Origin of the sequence: Streptomyces sp. TG1A-8, assembly GCF_030499535.1 — a bacterium.
Classification (GTDB): domain Bacteria; phylum Actinomycetota; class Actinomycetes; order Streptomycetales; family Streptomycetaceae; genus Streptomyces.
Map to the genome: position 1 here is coordinate 4,206,448 of NZ_JASTLB010000001.1, position 18,444 is coordinate 4,224,891.

Below are 18,444 nucleotides of genomic sequence, written 5' to 3' on the forward strand. Positions count from 1 at the left end.
GCACTGTGCCGTGCGGTGAACGACGACCTGGGCGACCTGGTTCCAGGCATCGTCGATCTCATTCGCCGGGAGGTCCACGGCTACGCGGTGGTGGAGCGCGCCGAGCACGAGCACGCAGTGACCGTGCAGTACGAGGGGTTGCTCACCGGCCTGATCACACGTCGGCCTCCCTCTCGCGAGGAGAGCGAGCAAGCCCGGGATCTGGGGCGCCGTCGAGCTCAGCAAGGGCTGGCGTTGGAGTCCGTGGTCAGTGCCTACCACGTCGGCTACCGCGAGATGTGGAACATCCTGCTGCTCAGAACCGGTCCCGACGACCAAGTCATGCGCTCGGAATTGGCAGGGCTCGTAGGCACGGTGTGGATGTGGATCGAGCGGGCGAGCAGCGCGGCGGCCGACGCGTACGGCGAGACCGTGCGCGCCGAGGACGCCGCTCGGCTCTCCCTCACGCACCGCTTCCTCGGAGCACTGATGGCGGGCGGCCCGCCCGCGACGGAGCACGCCCACATGGCGCACGTATTCGGGTTTGACCCCGACGGCCTGTTCCAGGCTGTGTGCTCGCCGGGCGAGGCCTGGGCGGAGCAGGACATCACGGAACTGCGTGACCGGCTGCGCCGTTCGCGAGGCGTGACGCTGTGCGCCGGCCGGGACAACGTGCTGATAGCCGTCCTCCAAGATATGTCCGCTGACACATTCCTCGAGGTCCTGAGCGCCGTAAACCCTCGGGCCTCGGCGGGGGTCGGTCTGGCTCGGAAGGGACTGGCCGGGGCAGGGGTGAGCGTCATGGACGCGATGGAGGTCCTACCCGCTTCGGGCAACGGTGTGGCTCGCTTCGCGGACGATTGGCTGACGGCATCCGTCCGGCCCCAGTCCGGCAGGCTGAGTGCCCTGCTCGGCCCGTGCGTACGGGTGGGCCGGGAACACCCCGATCTGGCGCAGACCGTCCGCGCCTTCGCCCGGCACGGCTTCTCCCTGACCGACACGGGCCGCGCCCTGCACATCCACTCCAACACCGTCAGGTACCGGCTGGACCGCTGGCAGCAGCTGACCGGGTTCGATGTACGCACCTGGGCCGGCCTGAGCGCGAGCGTCGTCGGCCTTGACCTGTCCGATCGCTTGGATGTGTGAACCGGCACGGGTGGAGGCGGAGCGTGTGGCAGGGGGGCGGGTGCCTCCGGTTCTGTCCCGTTGGCGGAGTGCGATACGCGATGGGGAGTCAACGGCTGGAGAGGCCGGAGCAGTGACTGTCCGACGCGCTGCACACCCAGCACGCTCACGGCACCTACCTCCGCGAGCGCGGTGCCCACTACATCGCCCAGGTCAAGGCCAGCCATCCCAGCCTGTTCGACCGCGTCCGCCGCCTGCCCTGGCGCGAGATCATGCTCGACCACTACGACCGTACGCGGGCCCACCACCGCCTGGAGATCCGGCGGCTGAAGGCCACGGCCTTCGCCCACCTCGACTACCCTGATGCCCGCCAAGCCCTGCAAGTCGTGCGCTGGAGGAAGGACTTCACCAGCGGCAAGCTCACCATCGAGCGCGTCCGCCTGATCACCAGCCTGCCGCCCGGCGCGGTTACCGGCGCCCAGCTCGCCGACTGGATCAGGGGACACTGGAAGATCGAAAATCTTCTGCACCACGTCCGCGACCGCACGTTCCGCGAGGACGACTCCGAGATCCATGCCGGCCATCTCCCGCGCATCATGGCCGGCCTGCGCAACCTCGCCATCGGCGTCCACCGCCAGGACGGACACACCAACATCGACACCGCTCTACGGCGCACTGCCCGCGACTGGCGAAGGCCTCTGGTCGCCCTCGGCCTCACCGGATGAATCCGGACGTACCTCGATCATGCAAGGGACCCTGGGGCTGCGGGGGCGCCGGCCGGACTGGGCGGCGATCGGCGCGGCCCTGGCGACCGGCATGACCATCGCCGCGTACACCGTGATCGACGGCCTGGGGGTACGGGCCTCGCACGCGCCGCTCGGCTACGTCGCCTGGCTGATGGCCGTCCAGGGGATCGCCGTCCCGGCGTACGCGTACACGCGCCTGCGCGGTGACACGGTGCGCCTGCTGCGGCCGTACGCCGCCCTCGGCCTCCTCGGCGCCGCCCTGTCCGTCACCGCGTACGCGCTGGTGTTGTGGGCCCGGACACGGGCCGCGCTCGCCCCCGTCGCCGCCCTGCGCGAGTCCTCGATCATCGTCGGCGCGGCCATCGGCGCGCTGTTCTTCAAGAAGCGCTTCGGCGCGCCCCGGATCGCGGCGGCGGGTCTACTGGTCGTGGGCATCGGGTTGATGCTGCACGCGGGGTAGCAGGATGGCGTTGGACGGCGAAGAACAGTGAGACTGGGAGCAACGATGAGCGACAAGCCGACCGTCGGTGTGCTGGGCACCGGGATCATGGGGGCCGCCATGGCCCGCAACCTCGTCCGGGCGGGGCTGGAGGTCCGGGCCTGGAACCGGACGCGGGAGAAGGCCGAGCCGCTGGCCGGGGACGGGATCGGGGTCGCCGGTACGCCCGCGGAGGCCGTCGAGGGCGCCGACGTCGTGCTGACCATGCTGTACGACGGCCACACCGCCCTGGAGGTCATGCGCGAGGCGGCCCCGGCGCTGCGTCCGGGCACGGTGTGGGCGCAGTGCACCACCGCCGGGACCGAGCTGGTCGCCGAGCTGGCCGCGTTCGCGCGCGAGCACGGGCTCGTCTTCTACGACGCCCCCGTGCTCGGCACCCGCGAGCCCGCCGAGGCCGGCCGGCTGACGGTGCTGGCCGCGGGGCCCGAGGACGGGCGGAACACGGTGACGCCCGTGTTCGACGCGGTCGGTGCCCAGACGGTGTGGACCGGGGAGGACGGCGGCGCGGGCAGCGCCAGCCGGCTGAAGCTGGTCGCCAACAGCTGGGTCCTCGCGGCCACCGCGGCGGCCGGTGAAGTGCTGGCCCTGGCCAAGGCCCTGGACGTCGACCCGCAGGACTTCTTCGGCCTGATCGAGGGCGGCCCGCTCGACATGGGCTACCTGCGGGCCAAGTCCGCCCTGGTGCTCGACGGGAAGCTGTCGCCGGCGTCGTTCGCCGTGTCCACCGCCGAGAAGGACGCCCGGCTCATCGTCCGGGCCGGGGAGCGCAACGGCGTGCGGCTCGACGTCGCCGCCGCCACCGCCGAGCGCCTGGCCCGGGCCGCCGCCCAGGGGCACGCCGACGAGGACATGGCCGCCGCCTACTTCGCCAGCTTCGAGGAGCGGGCCGGCTCCTGGTAGGGCCTGGTCAGGTTCGTTCGCCGCTGGCGCGTCCGTTTGCCCGGGTGGGCCGTTGACCTGGTGTGCTGGGTGGGGAGGCGGCCGAGGTCCGGTGTGATCCGGAGGACTTCACGGCGGAGGTGTTCGAGCCGTTCGCGCGGGCGGACCAGCGCCAGTGGGGCGAGGCGTACCTGCGGGGACCGCTGCTGGAGGGGCGGCGCGAGCCGGTGGAGCCGATGGCCGCCCGGCCGGGGGAGGACGGCGACCGGCAGGCCCTGGCCCACTCCAGCACCTCCAGCCCGTGGGAGGCGGCGCGCGTGCGTGCCCGCCTCGCCTGGCGGATGCCGCAGGGGCCCTGCTAGGGGAAAACGGTCCTCGGGACTCAGGGGTGGCAGACTTCTGACCGGGGTGGGACCGGCGGTATGCCCAGTCACGCCTCCGCGGCCGGCCTTGTCGGCCTCTCGTCCTGTGCGGCGAGGCGCCTGCGGGTCATCAGACAAGGGGAGACGTACCAGGTGAGTGCACATCCGCCGCATGCTGACAGTGCGGCCGGCTCCCGGCTCGCCCCGGACGACGACGAGCGCATTCGGACGGGGCTCGCCGGGGCCCTGGCCGCGGCGGAAGCCGCGGCGCCGGTGGAATCGCTCGACGTTGTCGCCCGCGTGCTGAGCCAGAGCCTCAACGCGAGGAGCGTCTCCTTCCTCCTCATGGACTTCACCGGTGCATCCGTGGTGCGCCTGGGCGCCGCCGGGGACGTGGACACCGGTGAACCGCCCCGGCGCATGGATGTGCCCGGCACCGTGTACGACCAGGTGATCCGCACCCAGCGGCCGGCCACACGGACCGAGGACGGCGGGAGCACGGTACGGGTCATCGCCCCGGTCACCAACCGGGGAGACGCCATCGGCCTGCTGGAACTCTCCCTCCCCTCGGCACCCGACGAGGCCGCGATGCGGGAGATCGGCGAGACCGCGCACGCCCTGGCCTACATCGTCATCGCCAACCGGTCGTACACCGATGTGTACCAGTGGGGCCGCCGCACCAAGCCGCTGAGCCTGGCCGCGGAGATCCAGCACCGGTTGCTGCCCTCGTCCCTGGCCTGTGAGGCCGCACAGTTCACGGTCGCAGGATCGCTGGAGCCCGCCGACCACGTCGGAGGCGACACCTTCGATTACGTGATCGACCGCGACACCGTGCAGCTGTCCGTCACCGACGCCATGGGCCACGACGTCGACGCCTCACTCCTGGCCACCCTCGCCGTCGGCGCGCTGCGCGGGGCCAGGCGGACCGGCGCCGACCTGGCGGAACAGGCCCTGCAGGCGCATCGGACGATGCTCGACCACGGCAGGCAGGGCTACGTCACCGGTCAGCTCCTGCGCATCAACCTGCTCGACGGCGGCAACGAGTTCGTCAACGCGGGCCATCCCTGGCCGCTGCGGTTGCGCGATGGGAGGGTGGAGCAGCTCGGTGTCGGCATCGACATGCCGTTCGGCTTCCCGTTCCCGCACACCTACCGGGTCCAGCGGTTGGATCTGCGGCCCGGCGACCGGCTGGTCATGCTCACCGACGGCATGCTGGAGCACAAGGCCAAGCATGTGGACCTGGCGGGTCTGATCGCGCGCACCGGCGACCTGCATCCGCGTGAGGCCACCCGCACGGTGATCGCGAAGATCGTCGCCGCCAACGGCGGTCACCTGCGGGACGACGCCACCATCATGTTCCTGGACTGGCACGGCGTCAGGCACTCCCGGCGGAGAGACGCCGGCACCGGTGCGCAGCTCGCCGACGCGTCGTCCTCTCCGGCACCGGCGTCCTGACGGGTCACGGGCGCTGATCGTGGGAGCCGAACACGAACCGGACGGCCCACGCGAGTGGATCAAGTGGTCCGCGGCCTCGAAGAGGATGCTCCACGAGCATCACTTCACCCACCGGCGAGAGGGCGGGACGGACCAGCGGGCCCACCGTCGCCTCGTGCACCGCGAACGCCGTCGCCGGCACCACGCAGGCGACGGTGAACGCCCTCCACCCCTGCTGACCTGCGAAGTCCTCGTGGCTTGCTTGAACCGGATGCGCCGAAAGGCGCACGACCGGTTCTGAGGGGCCGGAGATCAGCAACGGGCTCCGGCTCCCCGGCCACACCTCGCCCAGCTGCGCGACACCGCAAGGTGGCCAGAGCGGAGGCCAGCGCTTTGGTACGGCCGTGACCGCGATGACCGCACGGCCGGTGCCCTCCGCGCCGGCGGTCCGCCGCAAGACAGTGGGGCGTGTGGTGTCCGGCCAGGCGGACGGGGAGCGGACGATGCCGGCAGGCCGCTGCCCGCGGCCCACCCGATGGACCGGCGTCGGTGTGACTGCTTTCCCCGGGGCACGCACCACGCCGTCCGGTCGGCAGCCCCGCAAGCCTGCCCGGCCGCCCGGGGCTGCCGGGACCGGCCGGTGAGGGTGGGGCCCCCTCCCGGCCCGGCGGCCTCGGGACGTCTCAGCGCAGCGTGCGCCGGTGCCGGCCGGAGCGTCGAATGTGCAGGCCCAGGTGCACCAGGGCCGCGACGAACACCACGATCCCGATGATGAGCAGGTAGAACAGCCCCTTGGCGACGACGCCGATGATGCCCAGCACGATTGCCGCAATGACGAGGAGCAGGAAGAACGTCATGACGTGGGGCGCCTCTTCGATTCGACGGGGGCCGGTCAGCGGCGGGCGAGCTGCCGCTCACCGTTCGCGCCGGGCTGATAGGGCAGGCCGTAGTGCGCGAACACCGCCGCCTCGTCCTCGACGGGCAGCACATCGTCGGTGCCGATCGCGGGGCACTTCTTCACCAACGACCGGTCGTAGTCGACCTTGACGTAGCCCGGCCCCGCGACCGCGCCGTTCAGCGGGACGAAGACCAGGTGGCGACGGGTGGGCAGCCCGACCTGCACGGTGGCCATGGCGGGCTCGTCGGTGCTGGTGTCCACGTAGACGGCCTCCAGCGTGCCGATTCTGTGGCCACCCGCGTCGACGACGTCATGGGTGCGCCACTCACGGATGTCCGCGCTCTGGATCATTCCCGGTTTTCCCTTCGCACGGCGGTGTGCCCGAAGAGGGCACCTTTCAGCGTGCCCGGACCAGCTCTGGCGACACCTCCAGCGGCAGGCCGGCGCGGACCGGTGCCCTGGACCGGAACGACCGGGACGGCCGAAACCCGATGGTCGGGAAGCCCGGTCCCGAGGAGTGCCCCGACTCGCGCACGTGCACGCGTCGGCCGGGGAACCCCGTCGAAGCGGCCGATCCGACGGCTGGTTCGGAGCGGCGCGCACAGCGGATGGGCCCGGCACGGACGCGGATCAAGCGCTGGGCGGAGGTGGGGCCGATCTCGGCCACACCTGGCCCCTACACCGCCTTGTGTACTCTGAAATCAGGATGCTCCGGCCCATGGCCGCTCTTCCCGGACCTTCCGGAGAAGTACCGGTGTCCGCGCCAAGATCGTGACATGCGCTGAATCCAAGTGCTGCGCCAGCACCGCACGGAACCGATCCGTTGGACACGTCGCCACGGTGGCGTGACAGATGCAATCCCCCTACCGTCCCGACCCGATTCGGTGTACGACGCGCCGTTGTGACGTCGTCCGCCCGCGGGCTGGTGCCGGGAAACGAGACATCATGCCGACCACTCGTCGTCCTTCGACGACGGTCCGTCCTCCGCTCCATTCGCGAACGACGGGACCGACGATGACCACGGACACGACGCAACGCGCCAGCGACACCGTCGCACCGACCCGGGAACGCCGCGCCGGCAGTGACTTCTCGCGGCTGTCCACGCAGATCAAGGACGCCGGACTGATGCGGCGCCGTCCCTTCTACTACGGCGTGCGCATGGCGCTGGTGACCGCGGCCTACACGGTGGGCTGGCTGGCCTTCGTGACGATCGGCGACAGTTGGTGGACGCTGCTGGCCGCCGTGTTCCTCGCTGCGGTCTTCGGGCAGGTCGCGCTCGTCGCGCACGACGTCGGTCACCGTCAGGTGTTCCGGCGCGGCCGCTCGAGCGCGCTGATCGGGCGGCTCGCCGCCAACATGGGGATCGGCATGGGGTACGGCTGGTGGCAGGACAAGCACTCCCGCCACCACGCGAACCCCAACCACGAAGAGCTCGACCCCGACGTGGCCCCCGACATCCTGGTCTGGAGTCAGGCCCAGGCCCGCAGGGCCACCGGTCTGCCCCGTCTGCTGGGCAGGGTGCAGGCGTACCTGTTCTTCCCGCTGCTGACGCTGGAGGGCTTCAACCTGCACGTCGCGGGGGTGCGGGCGCTGGCGGACCGTTCCCTCAAGCAGCGCCGGATCGAAGGGACGCTTCTCGTCGCCCACTTCGTCCTGTACCTCGGCGCGCTGTTCCTCGTGGTGTCTCCGGGGAAGGCCGTGGTGTTCCTCCTCGTGCACCAGTGTCTGTTCGGGGTCTACCTGGGAGCCATCTTCGCCCCGAACCACAAGGGCATGCCGACCCTCACCGGCGGCGACCGGCCCGACTTCCTGCGTCGCCAGGTCCTCACTTCCCGCAACGTGCGCGGAAACTGGTTCACGGACGTGGTGCTGGGCGGACTGAACTACCAGATCGAGCACCATTTGTTCCCGAGCATGCCCTCGCCGAATCTGCGCAGGGCACAGCTCCTCGTGCACCGTTACTGCGACGAACTGGGCGTTGCCTACCTCCAGACCTCACTCATCGCCTCCTACGGACAGGCGCTCAGAAGCCTGCACCGGGCAAGCAGCCCCCTGCGGCAGCAGTCACGGCTCGTCTGACGCCGGCATCCCACCCGATCCGGTCCAGCCGCCGACGGACACGGCCGGGACCGGCGTGTCCGGCCTCCTCGGTCGGCGTCCAGCCGTTCTTCCACTCCAGCGGAGCGATCATTCCCCGCATGCAGGCCAGTGCCGACCGATGCGGCTCCTCCCGGTTGAACCGGTGCGCGAACCGCTCGGGGAGCGCGTCCAGCTCCCCGGTCCGCAACCTGACATCAGCAGGTCCCCGCCCATGACCACGCCAACGGCCGAACCGGCCGACAGTCACGGCAGACACCGTTGCAGAACCGGGAACGACGCCGGGATGACGTGGGCCGCCCGCGGTCGCACCCTGGAAGCAGTGGCACATCGGCGAGGTCCGGAGGTGGTCCCGATGACGCACACCGCTGTGGGATGGCACGTCGAGCTGGAGTTCGAGGAGGACGGTCAGCACACGCGGGCCGCCGCCCTGGTCCGCCTGGCCGACGGAACCGAGGTGCGGGCGCGCGGCCAGGCCAGCCGGCACCGCGTCGACGCCGACCAGCCCCGGGTCGGCGAGGAGATCGCCGGTGCCCGCGCCCTCAACGAACTGGCCATGCGGCTGCTGACCAAGGCGCACGACGAGATCGACGCGGACTCCGGGCGGACCTCGCACCCGATCAACGTGTGAGGCCGCCGGCCCGCCGGCCGAGCGCCGTGCGCAGGGCCCGGACCAGCGCCTGGGCCCTGGGGTCCGCCGTCACGCTCTTCCGGAAGCCGTTGGTGACGTAGCCGAACGCGATGCCCGCCTCCGGGTCGGCGAACCCGAGGGGGCCGCCGCGGCCCGGGTGGCCGAAGGAGGCGGGGGACAGCAGCGGGGACGCGCTGCCGTGCAGCATGTAGCCGGCGCCGAAGCGGGTGCCGACGATCAGGACGCGGTCCGCCCCGGCCGACTGCTCGGCGCGGGCCAGCTCCGCCGTCGCCGGGGTGAACAGGCGGGTGCCGCCGTCCACCTCGCCGATGAGCGAGGCGTAGAAGCGGGCCAGGCCGTCGGCGGTGGCGATGCCGTTGGAGGCGGGCAGCGCGGCGGCGCGGTAGGCGGGCGCGTTCTCGTCCGGGAGCGGGGTGATCGCGGCGAAGGCGCGGCGGGTGAGCGAGCCGGGGTCGGCGTAGGCCTCGGTGACCGTCTTCTTGGGCCGGATCCGCAGCCCGCCGGTCGGCTGCGGCGCCTCGACCGGCCCCATGCGGCCGACGCGGTCCTGCGCCGCCTCGGGCAGGCCCAGCCACAGGTCGGCGCCGACGGGCCCGGCGACCTCCCGGGCGATCCACTCGCCGACGCCCAGCCCGGTGATCCGCCGGACCAGTTCGCCGGTGAGCCAGCTGTAGGTCTGCGCGTGGTAGCCGTGGTCCGTGCCCGGCTCCCACACCGGTGCCTGCGCGGCGACGGCCGCCGCCCCGAGGCCGGGGTCCGCGGCCTCCCCGGGGGTCAGCGGGCGGTCCAGCACCGGCACCCCGGCGCGGTGCCCGAGCAGGTGCCGCACCAGCGTGCGGTCCTTGCCCGCCGTCTTGTACTCGGGCCAGTACGTGCCCACGGGGGCGTCCAGGTCCAGTTCGCCGCGCTGGTGCAGCAGCAGGAGCGCGGCGGCGGCGACGCCCTTGGTGGCGGAGCGCACGACCTGCGCGGTGTCCGGCTCCCAGGGGGCCGTGCCGTCCACGTCCCGGGCCCCGCCCCACAGGTCCACGACCTTGTGCCCGTCGCGGTACACGGCGACGGCGGCGCCGCGCTCCCCGCCCCGCGCGAAGTTCGCGGCGAACGCCTCCCGGACCGGCTCGAAGCCCTCGGCCACCACGCCGTTCACGTCCACGCCCGCTCCACCCCTTCGGCCCTGCCTTCGACAGTGAGACCAACACGGACCGCAAGCCTGCGATTCCTTCGTTTCACCGGCCGGTGGGGATCGTTACGCCGCCGTTGCCGTCAGGTCCCGGTGGCCACCGACCTCGGGTCGAAGCCGAACGGCAGTTCCAGGCGGTGGGCCCGCATCAACGCCTCGTCGGACAGCAGCCGTCCGGTCGGGCCGTCCGCCGCGATCACGCCGTCGCTCAGGATCAGCGCGCGCGGGCACAGCTCCAGCGCGTACGGCAGGTCGTGCGTGACCATGAGGACGGTGACGTCCAGCGAGCGCAGGACGTCGGCCAGTTCGCGCCGGGAGGCCGGGTCGAGGTTGGAGGACGGCTCGTCCAGGACGAGGATCTCCGGCTCCGTCGCGAGCACCGTCGCCACCGCGACCCGGCGGCGCTGCCCGAAGGACAGGTGGTGCGGCGGCCGGTCGGCGAAGTCCTGCATGCCGACCCGCTCCAGGGCGGTGCGCACCCGCTCCTCCAGCGCGGCCCCCCTGACCCCGGCGGCGGCCGGACCGAACGCCACGTCCTCCCGCACGGTCGGCATGAACAACTGGTCGTCCGGGTCCTGGAAGACGATGCCGACCTTCTGCCGGACCGTGGCCATGTGCTTCTTGCCGACCGGCAGCCCGGCCACGGTCACCGTGCCGGTGCCGCCGCCCAGGATGCCGTTCAGGTGCAGTACGAGGGTGGTCTTGCCGGCGCCGTTCGGGCCGAGCAGCGCGACGCGTTCGCCGCGCGCGACGGAGAAGTCCACGCCGAACAGGGCCTGGTGGCCGTCGGGGTAGGCGAAGGCGAGGCCGGAGACCTCCAGGGAGGCGGGTGCAGTCACAGGGTCCATCCCAGCACACAGACGGCGAGGGCGGCGCAGGGCAGGGCGAGGGCGGAGGACCACTGCGCCCGGGACGCGGTCACCTCGTCGATCACCGGCATCGAACCGGCGTACCCCCGGCTCACCATGGCCAGGTGCACCCGCTCCCCGCGTTCGTAGGAGCGGATGAACAGCGCGCCGGCGGACTTGGCGAGCACCCCCCAGTGCCGCACGCCCCGCGCCTCGAAGCCGCGCGACTCACGGGCGATGCGCATCCGGCGCATCTCGTCGGTGATGACGTCGCCGTAGCGGATCATGAAGGAGGCGATCTGCACGAGCAGCGGCGGCAGTTTCAGCCGTTGCAGTCCGAGCAGCAGTTCGCGCAGCTCGGTGGTGGCGGCCAGCAGCACCGACGCGGCGACGCCGAGGGTGCCCTTGGCGAGCACGTTCCAGGCGCCCCACAGTCCGCCGGCGCTCAGCGACAGCCCGAGCACGTGCACCCGCTCGCCCTCGGCGACGAACGGCATCAGCACCGCGAACGCCACGAACGGCACCTCGATCAGCAGCCGTTTGAGCAGGAAGCCGGCCGGCACGCGCGCGCGGCGCGCGACGTGGGCGAGCAGCACGGCGTACACCGCGAACGCCCACACCGCCCCGCGCGGGGTGGACACCACCACCACCACGAAGGCGAAGGCGGCGGCCAGCTTGGTGTGCGGCGGCAGGGCGTGCACGGGCGAATGCCCGTGCCGGTAGAGCCGGTGCGCGTGTCCCGCTCCCACGTCAGACCCCGGTGCCCGCGGTCGAGGCGGGCGACACGTCGGTGCCGCGGCGCCTGCGCACGGCCCAGAACACCGTGCTGCCCGCGACGACGGTGACGCCGACGCCGATCACGCCCGCCAGGCCGCCGGACAGCCGGGCGTCGGCGACGTCCTTCACGCCGTAGCCGGCGAGCGGGGAGCCGGACGCCGTGTGCGGCCTGGCCCCGGCGTCGATGCCCTTGTCGTGCGCGACCTTCTCCAGGCCGTCGGGGCTGGAGGAGGCGTAGAAGCTGACGAACCCGGCGAGCACCAGCGAGGTGACCAGCCCGGTGACCCACAGCGTGCGCCGGGAGGTGCGCGCCGCCACGGGCTCCGCGGCGGCCGGGACGTCCACCAGCTCGCCGTCGACCCGCAGCTTGAGCCGTTGGCGCAGACCGCGCGCGCCGTGCACCAGGTCCGGGCGCACGGCGACGACGGCGCTCACCGTGAGCGCCGTGATCACGGCCTCGCCGACGCCGATCAGGACGTGGACGCCGATCATCGCGGTCGCCACCTTGCCGATCGGGACGTCGGTGGTGCCGCCGATCGCGTAGACCAGCGTGAACACGCAGGCCGCGGCCGGCACGGACACCAGCGCGGCGACGAAGGAGGCGACGGTCACCGCGCGCCGCCTGCGGGGCAGCACGGACAGCAGGGCGCGGAAGACGGCGTACGCCACGACCGTCGTGGTGACCGCCATGTCGGTGATGTTCACGCCGAGCGCGGTCAGCCCGCCGTCCGCGAACAGCACGCCCTGCATGAGCAGCACGACCGACACGCAGAGCACGCCCGTGTACGGCCCGACGAGTATCGCGGCGAGTGCTCCTCCGAGCAGGTGACCGCTGGTGCCGGCCGCCACCGGGAAGTTGAGCATCTGGACGGCGAAGATGAAGGCCGCCACCAGGCCCGCCAGCGGGGCCGTGCGTTCGTCGAGTTCGCGGCGGGCACCGCGCAGGCTCACCGCGAGGGCGCCGGCGGCGACCACCCCGGCGACGGCGGAGGTGGGGGCGTCGATGAATCCGTCAGGTACGTGCACCGTACGATTTTAGGCCCTTGTTGCGAAGACCTTGCAAGAGAGACCCGATGTCATCGCCCGGCGGGGTGTGTGCCGGGAAATATGGGACATTGGAGAGGAAGCGGAGGCACAGCTTTCGCATAGGTGACTCAGCGTGAAGGGGCGAGCCGATGCCCGTGGTCGAACAGTACGCGCGCGTCCACATCGTCACGGACGGGGAGGACCCGGGGGCCGTGCCCGTGCTGCTGCGCTACGACCCCGACGCCGATCCGCGGTCGGTCCGCGTCGCACTGCCCGGCCCGCACGAGTGGACCTTCCCCCGCGCGCTGCTGGAGCGCGGGCTGCGGACGCCGGCCGGGAGCGGAGACGTCCGGGTCTGGCCCTGCGGACGCGTCCAGGCCATCGTGGAGTTCCACTCCGAGCGCGGTGTCGCGGTGGTGCAGTTCGAGACCAGGACGCTGCTGCGGTTCCTCCGCCGCACCCACACGGCGGAGCCGGTCCACAGCTGATCAGCCACCCGCCCGCAGCAGCGCCGCCACGATCGGGCCGGCCGTGTCGCCGCCGTGGCCGCCCGCCTGCACCACGCCCGCCGCGGCGAGGTCGCCCCGGTAGGCGGTGAACCAGCCGTTGGGCTTCTTCTGCCCGTCGACCTCCGCCGAGCCCGTCTTCGCGCCGTAGTCCGGCCCGAGCCCCGACATCGCCTCGGCGGCCGTGCCGTACGCGGCGGTGTACCGCATCAGCTCGCGCAGCTGGGACAGGGTCGAGGACGACAGCGTGCGGGACGCGGTGGCCAGCGCCCGGTGGTCCACGGAGGGCGGGACCAGGTAGGGCTGGTGGAAGGCGCCCGTGCGCACCGTCGCGGCGACCGAGGCCATGTTCAGCGGGTTCATCCGCACCCCGCCCTGCCCGATCAGCGAGGCCGCCTTCGGCGCCGCCGACTGCACCGGCACCGAGCCGTCGAAGCTCGGCACGCCGATCGCCCAGTCGTTCCGGGACAGCCCGAAGACCTGCTGGGCCTGTTTCGTCAGGTCGGCGTCGCCCAGCTTCTTCGCCTGGCTGATGAAGGCGGTGTTGCAGGAGCGGGCGAAGCTCGCCCTGAACGTGCCGCCCTTGATCTGGAAGTCGTCGTCGTTGTGGAACGTCCAGCCGCCGTAGGTGACCGTCTTCGGGCACGGGTGCGGCTTGTCCACCGAGGCCAGGCCCTTGTCGATCAGCAGCGACGAGGTGATGATCTTCATCGTGGAGCCCGGGGCCAGCGAGCCCTGGAAGGCGGTGTTGAAGCCGTGCCCGCTGTTGGCGACCGCGAGGATCTCACCCGTGGAGGGCCGCAGCAGCACCACCGAGGCCCGCGCCCGCCCGGTCACCTGCTGCTCGGCCACCGCCTGCAGGGCGGGGTCCAGCGTGGTGCGCACCGTGCCCGCGGTGCCCCTGCTCAGCTCCAGCAGCGTCTTGTCGGACAGCTTCGCCGCCCTGGCCGCCTTGCCGCGCACCACCCGCAGCTCCACGCCCGCCCTGCCGCCGGCCGTCTTGCCGTACTTCTCCCGCAGCCCGTCCAGCACCGTGCCCAGCGACGGGTACTTCGCGGCCGTCAGTTCGCCGCCGTCCCGGTCCAGCGCCTTGACCGGCGGGGTGCCCGACTCGCCGGTGACCAGCGTGTCCCCGTCCCTGAGGTCGGGGTGGACGACGGAGGCGTGCCAGTCGACCAGCGGCTTGCCGTCACCCGCCCGCCGCACGACGGTCAGCGCGCTGTCGTAGGCGAGCGGCTTGGCCAGGCCCCGGTACGACACGGTCGCCCGCACGGAGAAGGGCACCGTGTCCCCCTTGGCCGGGCCGGGAGCCAGCGTGACGTCCTTCAGGTGGGCGTCCTCGGCGGAGCCGGTGAGGAGGGCGGTGGCGGCGGACGGGTCGTCGGTGGCCGCCGCGGCCCGTGCGACGCCACCCTGCTGCCAGGCGGTGAGGAAGCGCGTGGCGGCGGTGCGCACCTCGGCCGCGGACAGCGGGCCCGTCCTCACGGCCGGGCGGGCGGCCAGGGTGGACGCCCGCCCGTCGGCCGCCGCTCCGCCGCCGTACAGGGCGTACACGCCCACCCCGGCCCCGACGGCGACCACGGCGACCGCGCCCAGCACGACCACGCCGGTCTTCCGCCGCCCGGCGACGTGTCTTCTCTTGCCCACAGCCTCAGTTCCTCCGCACCTTTCCCGGGTGTCCCGCGGCCCCCGCACACCCCAACGACGTCAACCACCCTAGAGTCCCCGCCCGTGCGGGTGACGTCACGCCGCACTCCGTAGCACGCTTGCGACAATGGGCCCGGCCGCGTCGACGCCGTGGCCGCCGTCCTGGACCATCGCGGCTGCGGCGACGTCGCCCCGGTACCCGGTGAACCAGCTGTCGGGCCGGGCGTGCCCGTCCACCTCGGCCGAGCCCGTCTTGGCGCCGACGTCCCCGCCGAGCCCGGCCATCACACCGGCCGCGGTGCCGCTGCGCGCGGTGCGGTTCATCATCGCGCGCAACTGCCGGGTGGTGCCGGCCGACAGCCCCCGCGCGCGGGCCGGGGTGCGGTCGTCCAGGCCCAGCGGCACGATCACCGGCTGCCGGAAGACGCCGGTCGCCGCGGTCGCCGTCGCCGAGGCCATGTTCAGCGGGCTCATCTGCACCTGGCCCTGGCCGATCAGGGCGGCGGCGGTGTCGGGGCCGCCGGCCGCGGGGACCCGGCCGTCGAAGGACGGCACCCCGATCTTCCAGTCGTTCCGGCCGAGCCCGAAGCGGTCCTGGGCCTCCTTGGTGAGGGAGTCCACCCGCACCGAGTCCGCGAACTTCACGAACGCCGTGTTGCAGGAGCGCGCGAAGCTCTCGGAGAGGGTGGCGTGCTCGTCGGGCGCCAGGCCCCTGAGGTTCTGGAAGGTCTGGCTCTGCCACACCGCCGACGCCGGGCACGGCGCCGGGCCGTCCGCCGTGGTCAGGCCGCTGTCGATGAGGGTCGCCGCGCTGATGATTTTCATGGTGGAGCCGGGGGCGCGCTCGCCGAGCAGGGCCGCGTCGAAGCCGTCGACGCGGTTGTTGGCGACGGCCAGGATCTCGCCCGTGCTGGGCTTGACGGCCACCACGGAGGACTCGCCGTACTTCGCCACCTGCGTCTCCGCCGCCGCCTGCGCGCCCGCGCTGAGCGTCGTGCGCAGCCTGCCCGCCCGGCCCTCGGCGAGGGTGAGCAGGGGGGTGTCGGCGCTCCCGCCGTCCCCGGCGCCGTAACCGCCGTCCGTGCCGTCCCCCACGGCGCCCTCGTGCCGGATCACCAGCTCCACCCCCGGCCGGCCGCCCGCCTTGTCGCCGTAGCGCCGGCGCAGCTCGTCCAGGATCGGCCCGAGGGAGGGGTACTTCTCCTTCGTCAGCACCGCCCCGTCACGGTCCACGGCGTCGATCGGCGGGTCCGCGGACTCGCCCGTCACCAGCGTGTCCCCCGTCCGCAGCCGCGGGTGGACGACGGAGGGCTGCCAGTCGACCAGGGCCCGGTGGGAGGTCCTGCCGCGCACGACCGTCAGCCGGCTCCGGTAGGTGAGCGGCCGGGACCTGCCGCCGTACGACACCTTCGCCCTCACCGTGAACGGCACGGTGGCGCCGCTGGGCGTGCCGGGCGTGATGCGCACGGCGCCGATGTGCGCGTCGTCGGCGTAGGCGGTCAGCAGCGCACGGGCCGCGTCGGGGTAGTTGGTGTACCGCGCCGCGGTGGCGGCCTCCCCCTTCTCCCAGGCGGCGAAGAACTCCGCGGTCGTCGCCCCGACCTCGTCGGCGCCGGGCGGCCCGGTCCGCACGGGCGCGGGGCCGCCGCCCGCGGTCCCGCTCCCGTTCAGCGCGGACGCGATGTTCATGAGCCCGTACCCGGCTCCGCCCACCAGCGCCGCACACACCCCGCCGACGACGGCGGCCTTGGCCCCCTTGCGCATGACGCGAGTCCCTCCCCGATCCCCGTGAGTACCTGTCCGGTTCATCCCTGAACACGTTCAAAAACAGGTTGTACCCTGCACTGTAAGCGGTTTCGAGGCTTCCGGGACAGGGGTTTCGGAGAGTTTCCCGAACAGGGGGACGGGCGTTCACCGGGGTCTGCCGGGCCGGCGGGCCGGCAGACCCCGGCGGCCGACGACGACCACGGGGGCACGGCGTGCTGCCGTGCCCCCGTGGTCGTGTCCGCCCGGCTAGACCCAGGTGTCCAGCCACATCCGCGACCGCCAGCTGTCCAGGGGGATCGCGGTGCCGGTGTACAGGGGCCAGAAGTAGATGAAGTTCCAGGCGATCAGGAGGACCAGGGCGCCCGCCGCCGAGGCGCCGACCACGCGGCGGGTGTCGGAGGAGCCCGGGGGGCCGACGACCGCGCCGAGCAGCATCGCCACCGCCAGGCACAGGAACGGCACGAAGACCACCGCGTAGAAGAGGAAGATCGTGCGCTCCTGGTACAGGAACCAGGGGAGGTAGCCCGCCGCGATGCCGCAGGCGATCGCCCCGGCCCGCCAGTCGCGGCGGAAGGCCCAGCGCCACAGCACGTACAGGATCGCGAAGCAGGCCGCCCACCACAGCAGCGGTGTGCCCAGGGCCAGCACCTCCCGGGCGCACTTCTGGCCGGCGTCGGCCGGGCAGCCGTCGGCGCCGGGGGAGGGGGACTCGTAGAAGTACGACACCGGGCGGCCCAGCACGATCCAGCTCCACGGGTTGGACTGGTAGGTGTGCGGGGACGACAGCCCGATGTGGAACTCGTACACCTCGTGCTCGTAGTGCCACAGGCTGCGCAGCCAGTCCGGCAGGAAGGTCCAGTGGCCGCCCCTGCCGTCGGTCGCCGCCCAGTCGCGGAAGTAGCCGCCGCTGCCGTCGGCCGGGGAGAGGATCCAGCCGGTCCAGGACAGCAGGTAGACCGCGATCGCCACCGGGACCGTCGCCAGGAAGGTGATGCCGGTGTCGTACTTCAGGACCGCCCGGTACGGGTGGCGGGCGCCGGCCACCTTGCGGGCGCCCACGTCCCACGCCACCGCCATCACGCAGAACGCGACCAGGACGTACAGGCCGTTCCACTTCGTGCCGAGGGCCAGGCCCAGCATCAGCCCCGCCCCCCAGCGCCAGGGCCGCCACCCCGGGCGGAAGGCGTCGGCCACCCGCTCGTCCGGCCGGACCCGGCCGTCGGGCCCGGCCGGCAGCGCGGCGGCCAGCCTCGCCCGGGACCGGTCGCGGTCGACGACCAGGCAGCCGAACGCGGCCACCACGAAGAACATCAGCACACCGTCGAGCAGCGAGGTCCGGCTCATCACGAAGTGCAGGCCGTCCACCGCCATCAGCGCGCCCGCCAGGCAGCCGAGGAACGTCGAGCGGAACATCCGGCGGCCGATCCGGCACAGCAGCAGCACGGAGAGGGTCCCCAGCAGCGCCGTCATGAACCGCCAGCCGAACGGGTCGAACCCGAAGACCAGCTCGCCGAGCCCGATGACGTACTTGCCGACCGGCGGGTGCACGACGTAGGCGGCGTCCGTGGGGACGGCCAGGTGGCCGTTCGTCTGCAGCACCAGGTCGTTGGCGTTCTTGTCCCAGTTGACCTCGAAGCCCCGGTGGACGAGCGCCCAGGCGTCCTTGGCGTAGTACGTCTCGTCGAATATCACCGCGCGCGGGCTGCCCAGGTGCCAGAACCGCATCAGGCCCGCCACCAGCGTCACCAGCAGCGGCCCGCCCCAGCCCGACCAGCGCGTGATGCGTTCCGCCAGGACCGGGGGCACGCCCAGCGCCTGCCACAGCCGGGGGGCCGGCCGGGTGTACGGCGGCACCAGCCGGTCGCGTACGTCGCCGGCGGGCGCGTCCGGGGCGGGTGTGTAGCCGAACGGGCGCAGCCGCTGCCGCCACGACGGCGGCCCGTCGTGCGCTGCCCGGCCCTGCCGGAGGTCCGTGGAGGACGCGGTACTGGTCACCGCGCCATCGTAGGGAAACGTTCTGTG

The 18,444-nt window shown here is 72.8% G+C and carries 16 protein-coding genes and 3 pseudogenes; 9 read left to right on the top strand and 10 right to left on the bottom strand.

What is annotated here, in order from left to right; all coding sequences use genetic code 11:
* The first annotated feature begins 15 nt into the window (after positions 1-15).
* The 6 genes and pseudogenes from QQY24_RS18460 (at position 16) to QQY24_RS18485 (ending at position 5,045) form a co-directional block, all read left to right on the top strand.
* Positions 16-1,125: a CdaR family transcriptional regulator gene (locus QQY24_RS18460; protein ID WP_301973794.1), complete on the top strand. Its 1,110-nt coding sequence runs from the start codon at positions 16-18 to the stop codon at positions 1,123-1,125.
* 182 nt (positions 1,126-1,307) lie between these two features.
* Positions 1,308-1,829 (top strand): hypothetical protein, encoded by a 522-nt coding sequence (locus QQY24_RS18465; protein WP_301976282.1) that lies wholly within the window; start codon positions 1,308-1,310, stop codon positions 1,827-1,829.
* Positions 1,830-1,863: 34 nt separating this feature from the next.
* Positions 1,864-2,310, top strand: a pseudogene (locus QQY24_RS18470) (EamA family transporter); the annotation flags it as partial.
* A gap of 45 nt (positions 2,311-2,355) precedes the next feature.
* The gene (locus QQY24_RS18475) at positions 2,356-3,249 is read left to right on the top strand and encodes an NAD(P)-dependent oxidoreductase (protein ID WP_301973795.1); all 894 of its coding nucleotides are present in this window, start codon (positions 2,356-2,358) and stop codon (positions 3,247-3,249) included.
* A 62-nt stretch (positions 3,250-3,311) separates the two neighbouring features.
* Positions 3,312-3,578 (top strand): annotated as a pseudogene (locus QQY24_RS18480) (transposase); the annotation flags it as partial.
* Between the two features lie 285 nt (positions 3,579-3,863).
* The gene (locus tag QQY24_RS18485; protein ID WP_301976283.1) at positions 3,864-5,045 is read left to right on the top strand and encodes a PP2C family protein-serine/threonine phosphatase; all 1,182 of its coding nucleotides are present in this window, start codon (positions 3,864-3,866) and stop codon (positions 5,043-5,045) included.
* A gap of 662 nt (positions 5,046-5,707) precedes the next feature.
* Here the strand turns inward: QQY24_RS18485 and QQY24_RS18490 are convergent.
* Complete coding sequence (locus QQY24_RS18490) at positions 5,708-5,881, bottom strand: hypothetical protein (protein WP_301973796.1); 174 nt, start codon at positions 5,879-5,881, stop codon at positions 5,708-5,710.
* 35 nt (positions 5,882-5,916) lie between these two features.
* Entirely contained in the window at positions 5,917-6,273 is a 357-nt protein-coding gene (locus tag QQY24_RS18495; protein ID WP_301973797.1) for a PRC-barrel domain-containing protein, read from the bottom strand.
* A 663-nt stretch (positions 6,274-6,936) separates the two neighbouring features.
* Here QQY24_RS18495 and QQY24_RS18500 point away from each other — a divergent pair.
* Positions 6,937-8,001, top strand: coding sequence for an acyl-CoA desaturase (locus QQY24_RS18500; protein ID WP_301973798.1), 1,065 nt, complete (start codon positions 6,937-6,939; stop codon positions 7,999-8,001).
* A gap of 4 nt (positions 8,002-8,005) precedes the next feature.
* On the opposite strand, the pseudogene QQY24_RS18505 reads toward QQY24_RS18500, so the two are convergent.
* Positions 8,006-8,269 (bottom strand): annotated as a pseudogene (locus QQY24_RS18505) (hypothetical protein); the annotation flags it as partial.
* 105 nt (positions 8,270-8,374) lie between these two features.
* Between QQY24_RS18505 and QQY24_RS18510 the strand changes: the two are divergent.
* Complete coding sequence (locus QQY24_RS18510; protein ID WP_301973799.1) at positions 8,375-8,650, top strand: DUF1876 domain-containing protein; 276 nt, start codon at positions 8,375-8,377, stop codon at positions 8,648-8,650.
* Here QQY24_RS18510 and QQY24_RS18515 read toward each other — a convergent pair.
* The 4 genes from QQY24_RS18515 to QQY24_RS18530 all read right to left on the bottom strand — a co-directional run bounded on the left by QQY24_RS18515 (position 8,640) and on the right by QQY24_RS18530 (position 12,502).
* On the bottom strand, positions 8,640-9,824 hold the full coding sequence (locus tag QQY24_RS18515) for a serine hydrolase domain-containing protein (RefSeq protein ID WP_301973800.1): 1,185 nt from the start codon (positions 9,822-9,824) through the stop codon (positions 8,640-8,642). The genes QQY24_RS18510 and QQY24_RS18515 overlap by 11 nt on opposite strands.
* Positions 9,825-9,934: 110 nt before the next feature.
* Entirely contained in the window at positions 9,935-10,699 is a 765-nt protein-coding gene (locus QQY24_RS18520) for an energy-coupling factor ABC transporter ATP-binding protein (protein ID WP_301973801.1), read from the bottom strand.
* Positions 10,687-11,448: a cobalt ECF transporter T component CbiQ gene (gene cbiQ, locus QQY24_RS18525; protein WP_301973802.1), complete on the bottom strand. Its 762-nt coding sequence runs from the start codon at positions 11,446-11,448 to the stop codon at positions 10,687-10,689. Before cbiQ ends, QQY24_RS18520 begins: the two co-directional genes overlap by 13 nt.
* A 1-nt stretch (position 11,449) precedes the next feature.
* Entirely contained in the window at positions 11,450-12,502 is a 1,053-nt protein-coding gene (locus tag QQY24_RS18530) for an energy-coupling factor ABC transporter permease (RefSeq protein ID WP_301973803.1), read from the bottom strand.
* A gap of 149 nt (positions 12,503-12,651) precedes the next feature.
* Between QQY24_RS18530 and QQY24_RS18535 the strand changes: the two genes are divergently transcribed.
* Positions 12,652-12,990, top strand: coding sequence for an SsgA family sporulation/cell division regulator (locus tag QQY24_RS18535; RefSeq protein WP_301973804.1), 339 nt, complete (start codon positions 12,652-12,654; stop codon positions 12,988-12,990).
* Here QQY24_RS18535 and QQY24_RS18540 read toward each other — a convergent pair whose 3' ends face one another.
* The 3 genes from QQY24_RS18540 to QQY24_RS18550 all read right to left on the bottom strand — a co-directional run bounded on the left by QQY24_RS18540 (position 12,991) and on the right by QQY24_RS18550 (position 18,417).
* A complete protein-coding gene (locus QQY24_RS18540) occupies positions 12,991-14,655 on the bottom strand; it encodes a penicillin-binding transpeptidase domain-containing protein (protein ID WP_301973805.1) in 1,665 nt (554 codons plus the stop codon).
* Positions 14,656-14,751: 96 nt separating this feature from the next.
* On the bottom strand, positions 14,752-16,419 hold the full coding sequence (locus QQY24_RS18545; RefSeq protein WP_301973806.1) for a penicillin-binding transpeptidase domain-containing protein: 1,668 nt from the start codon (positions 16,417-16,419) through the stop codon (positions 14,752-14,754).
* Between the two features lie 249 nt (positions 16,420-16,668).
* Positions 16,669-18,417 carry a dolichyl-phosphate-mannose--protein mannosyltransferase gene (locus QQY24_RS18550; RefSeq protein ID WP_301973807.1) on the bottom strand — a complete coding sequence of 583 codons (1,749 nt, stop codon included), beginning with the start codon at positions 18,415-18,417 and terminating at the stop codon, positions 16,669-16,671.
* Positions 18,418-18,444 lie beyond the last annotated feature (27 nt).

Excerpts from the sequence above, each read along its gene's own strand:
- QQY24_RS18475 (WP_301973795.1), top strand. The coding sequence starts at position 2,356 with ATGAGCGACAAGCCGACCGTCGGTGTGCTGGGCACCGGGATCATGGGG.
- QQY24_RS18490 (WP_301973796.1), bottom strand. The coding sequence starts at position 5,881 with ATGACGTTCTTCCTGCTCCTCGTCATTGCGGCAATCGTGCTGGGCATC.
- QQY24_RS18495 (WP_301973797.1), bottom strand. The coding sequence starts at position 6,273 with ATGATCCAGAGCGCGGACATCCGTGAGTGGCGCACCCATGACGTCGTC.
- QQY24_RS18500 (WP_301973798.1), top strand. The coding sequence starts at position 6,937 with ATGACCACGGACACGACGCAACGCGCCAGCGACACCGTCGCACCGACC.
- QQY24_RS18510 (WP_301973799.1), top strand. The coding sequence starts at position 8,375 with ATGACGCACACCGCTGTGGGATGGCACGTCGAGCTGGAGTTCGAGGAG.
- QQY24_RS18520 (WP_301973801.1), bottom strand. The coding sequence starts at position 10,699 with ATGGACCCTGTGACTGCACCCGCCTCCCTGGAGGTCTCCGGCCTCGCC.
- QQY24_RS18535 (WP_301973804.1), top strand. The coding sequence starts at position 12,652 with ATGCCCGTGGTCGAACAGTACGCGCGCGTCCACATCGTCACGGACGGG.
- QQY24_RS18545 (WP_301973806.1), bottom strand. The coding sequence starts at position 16,419 with ATGCGCAAGGGGGCCAAGGCCGCCGTCGTCGGCGGGGTGTGTGCGGCG.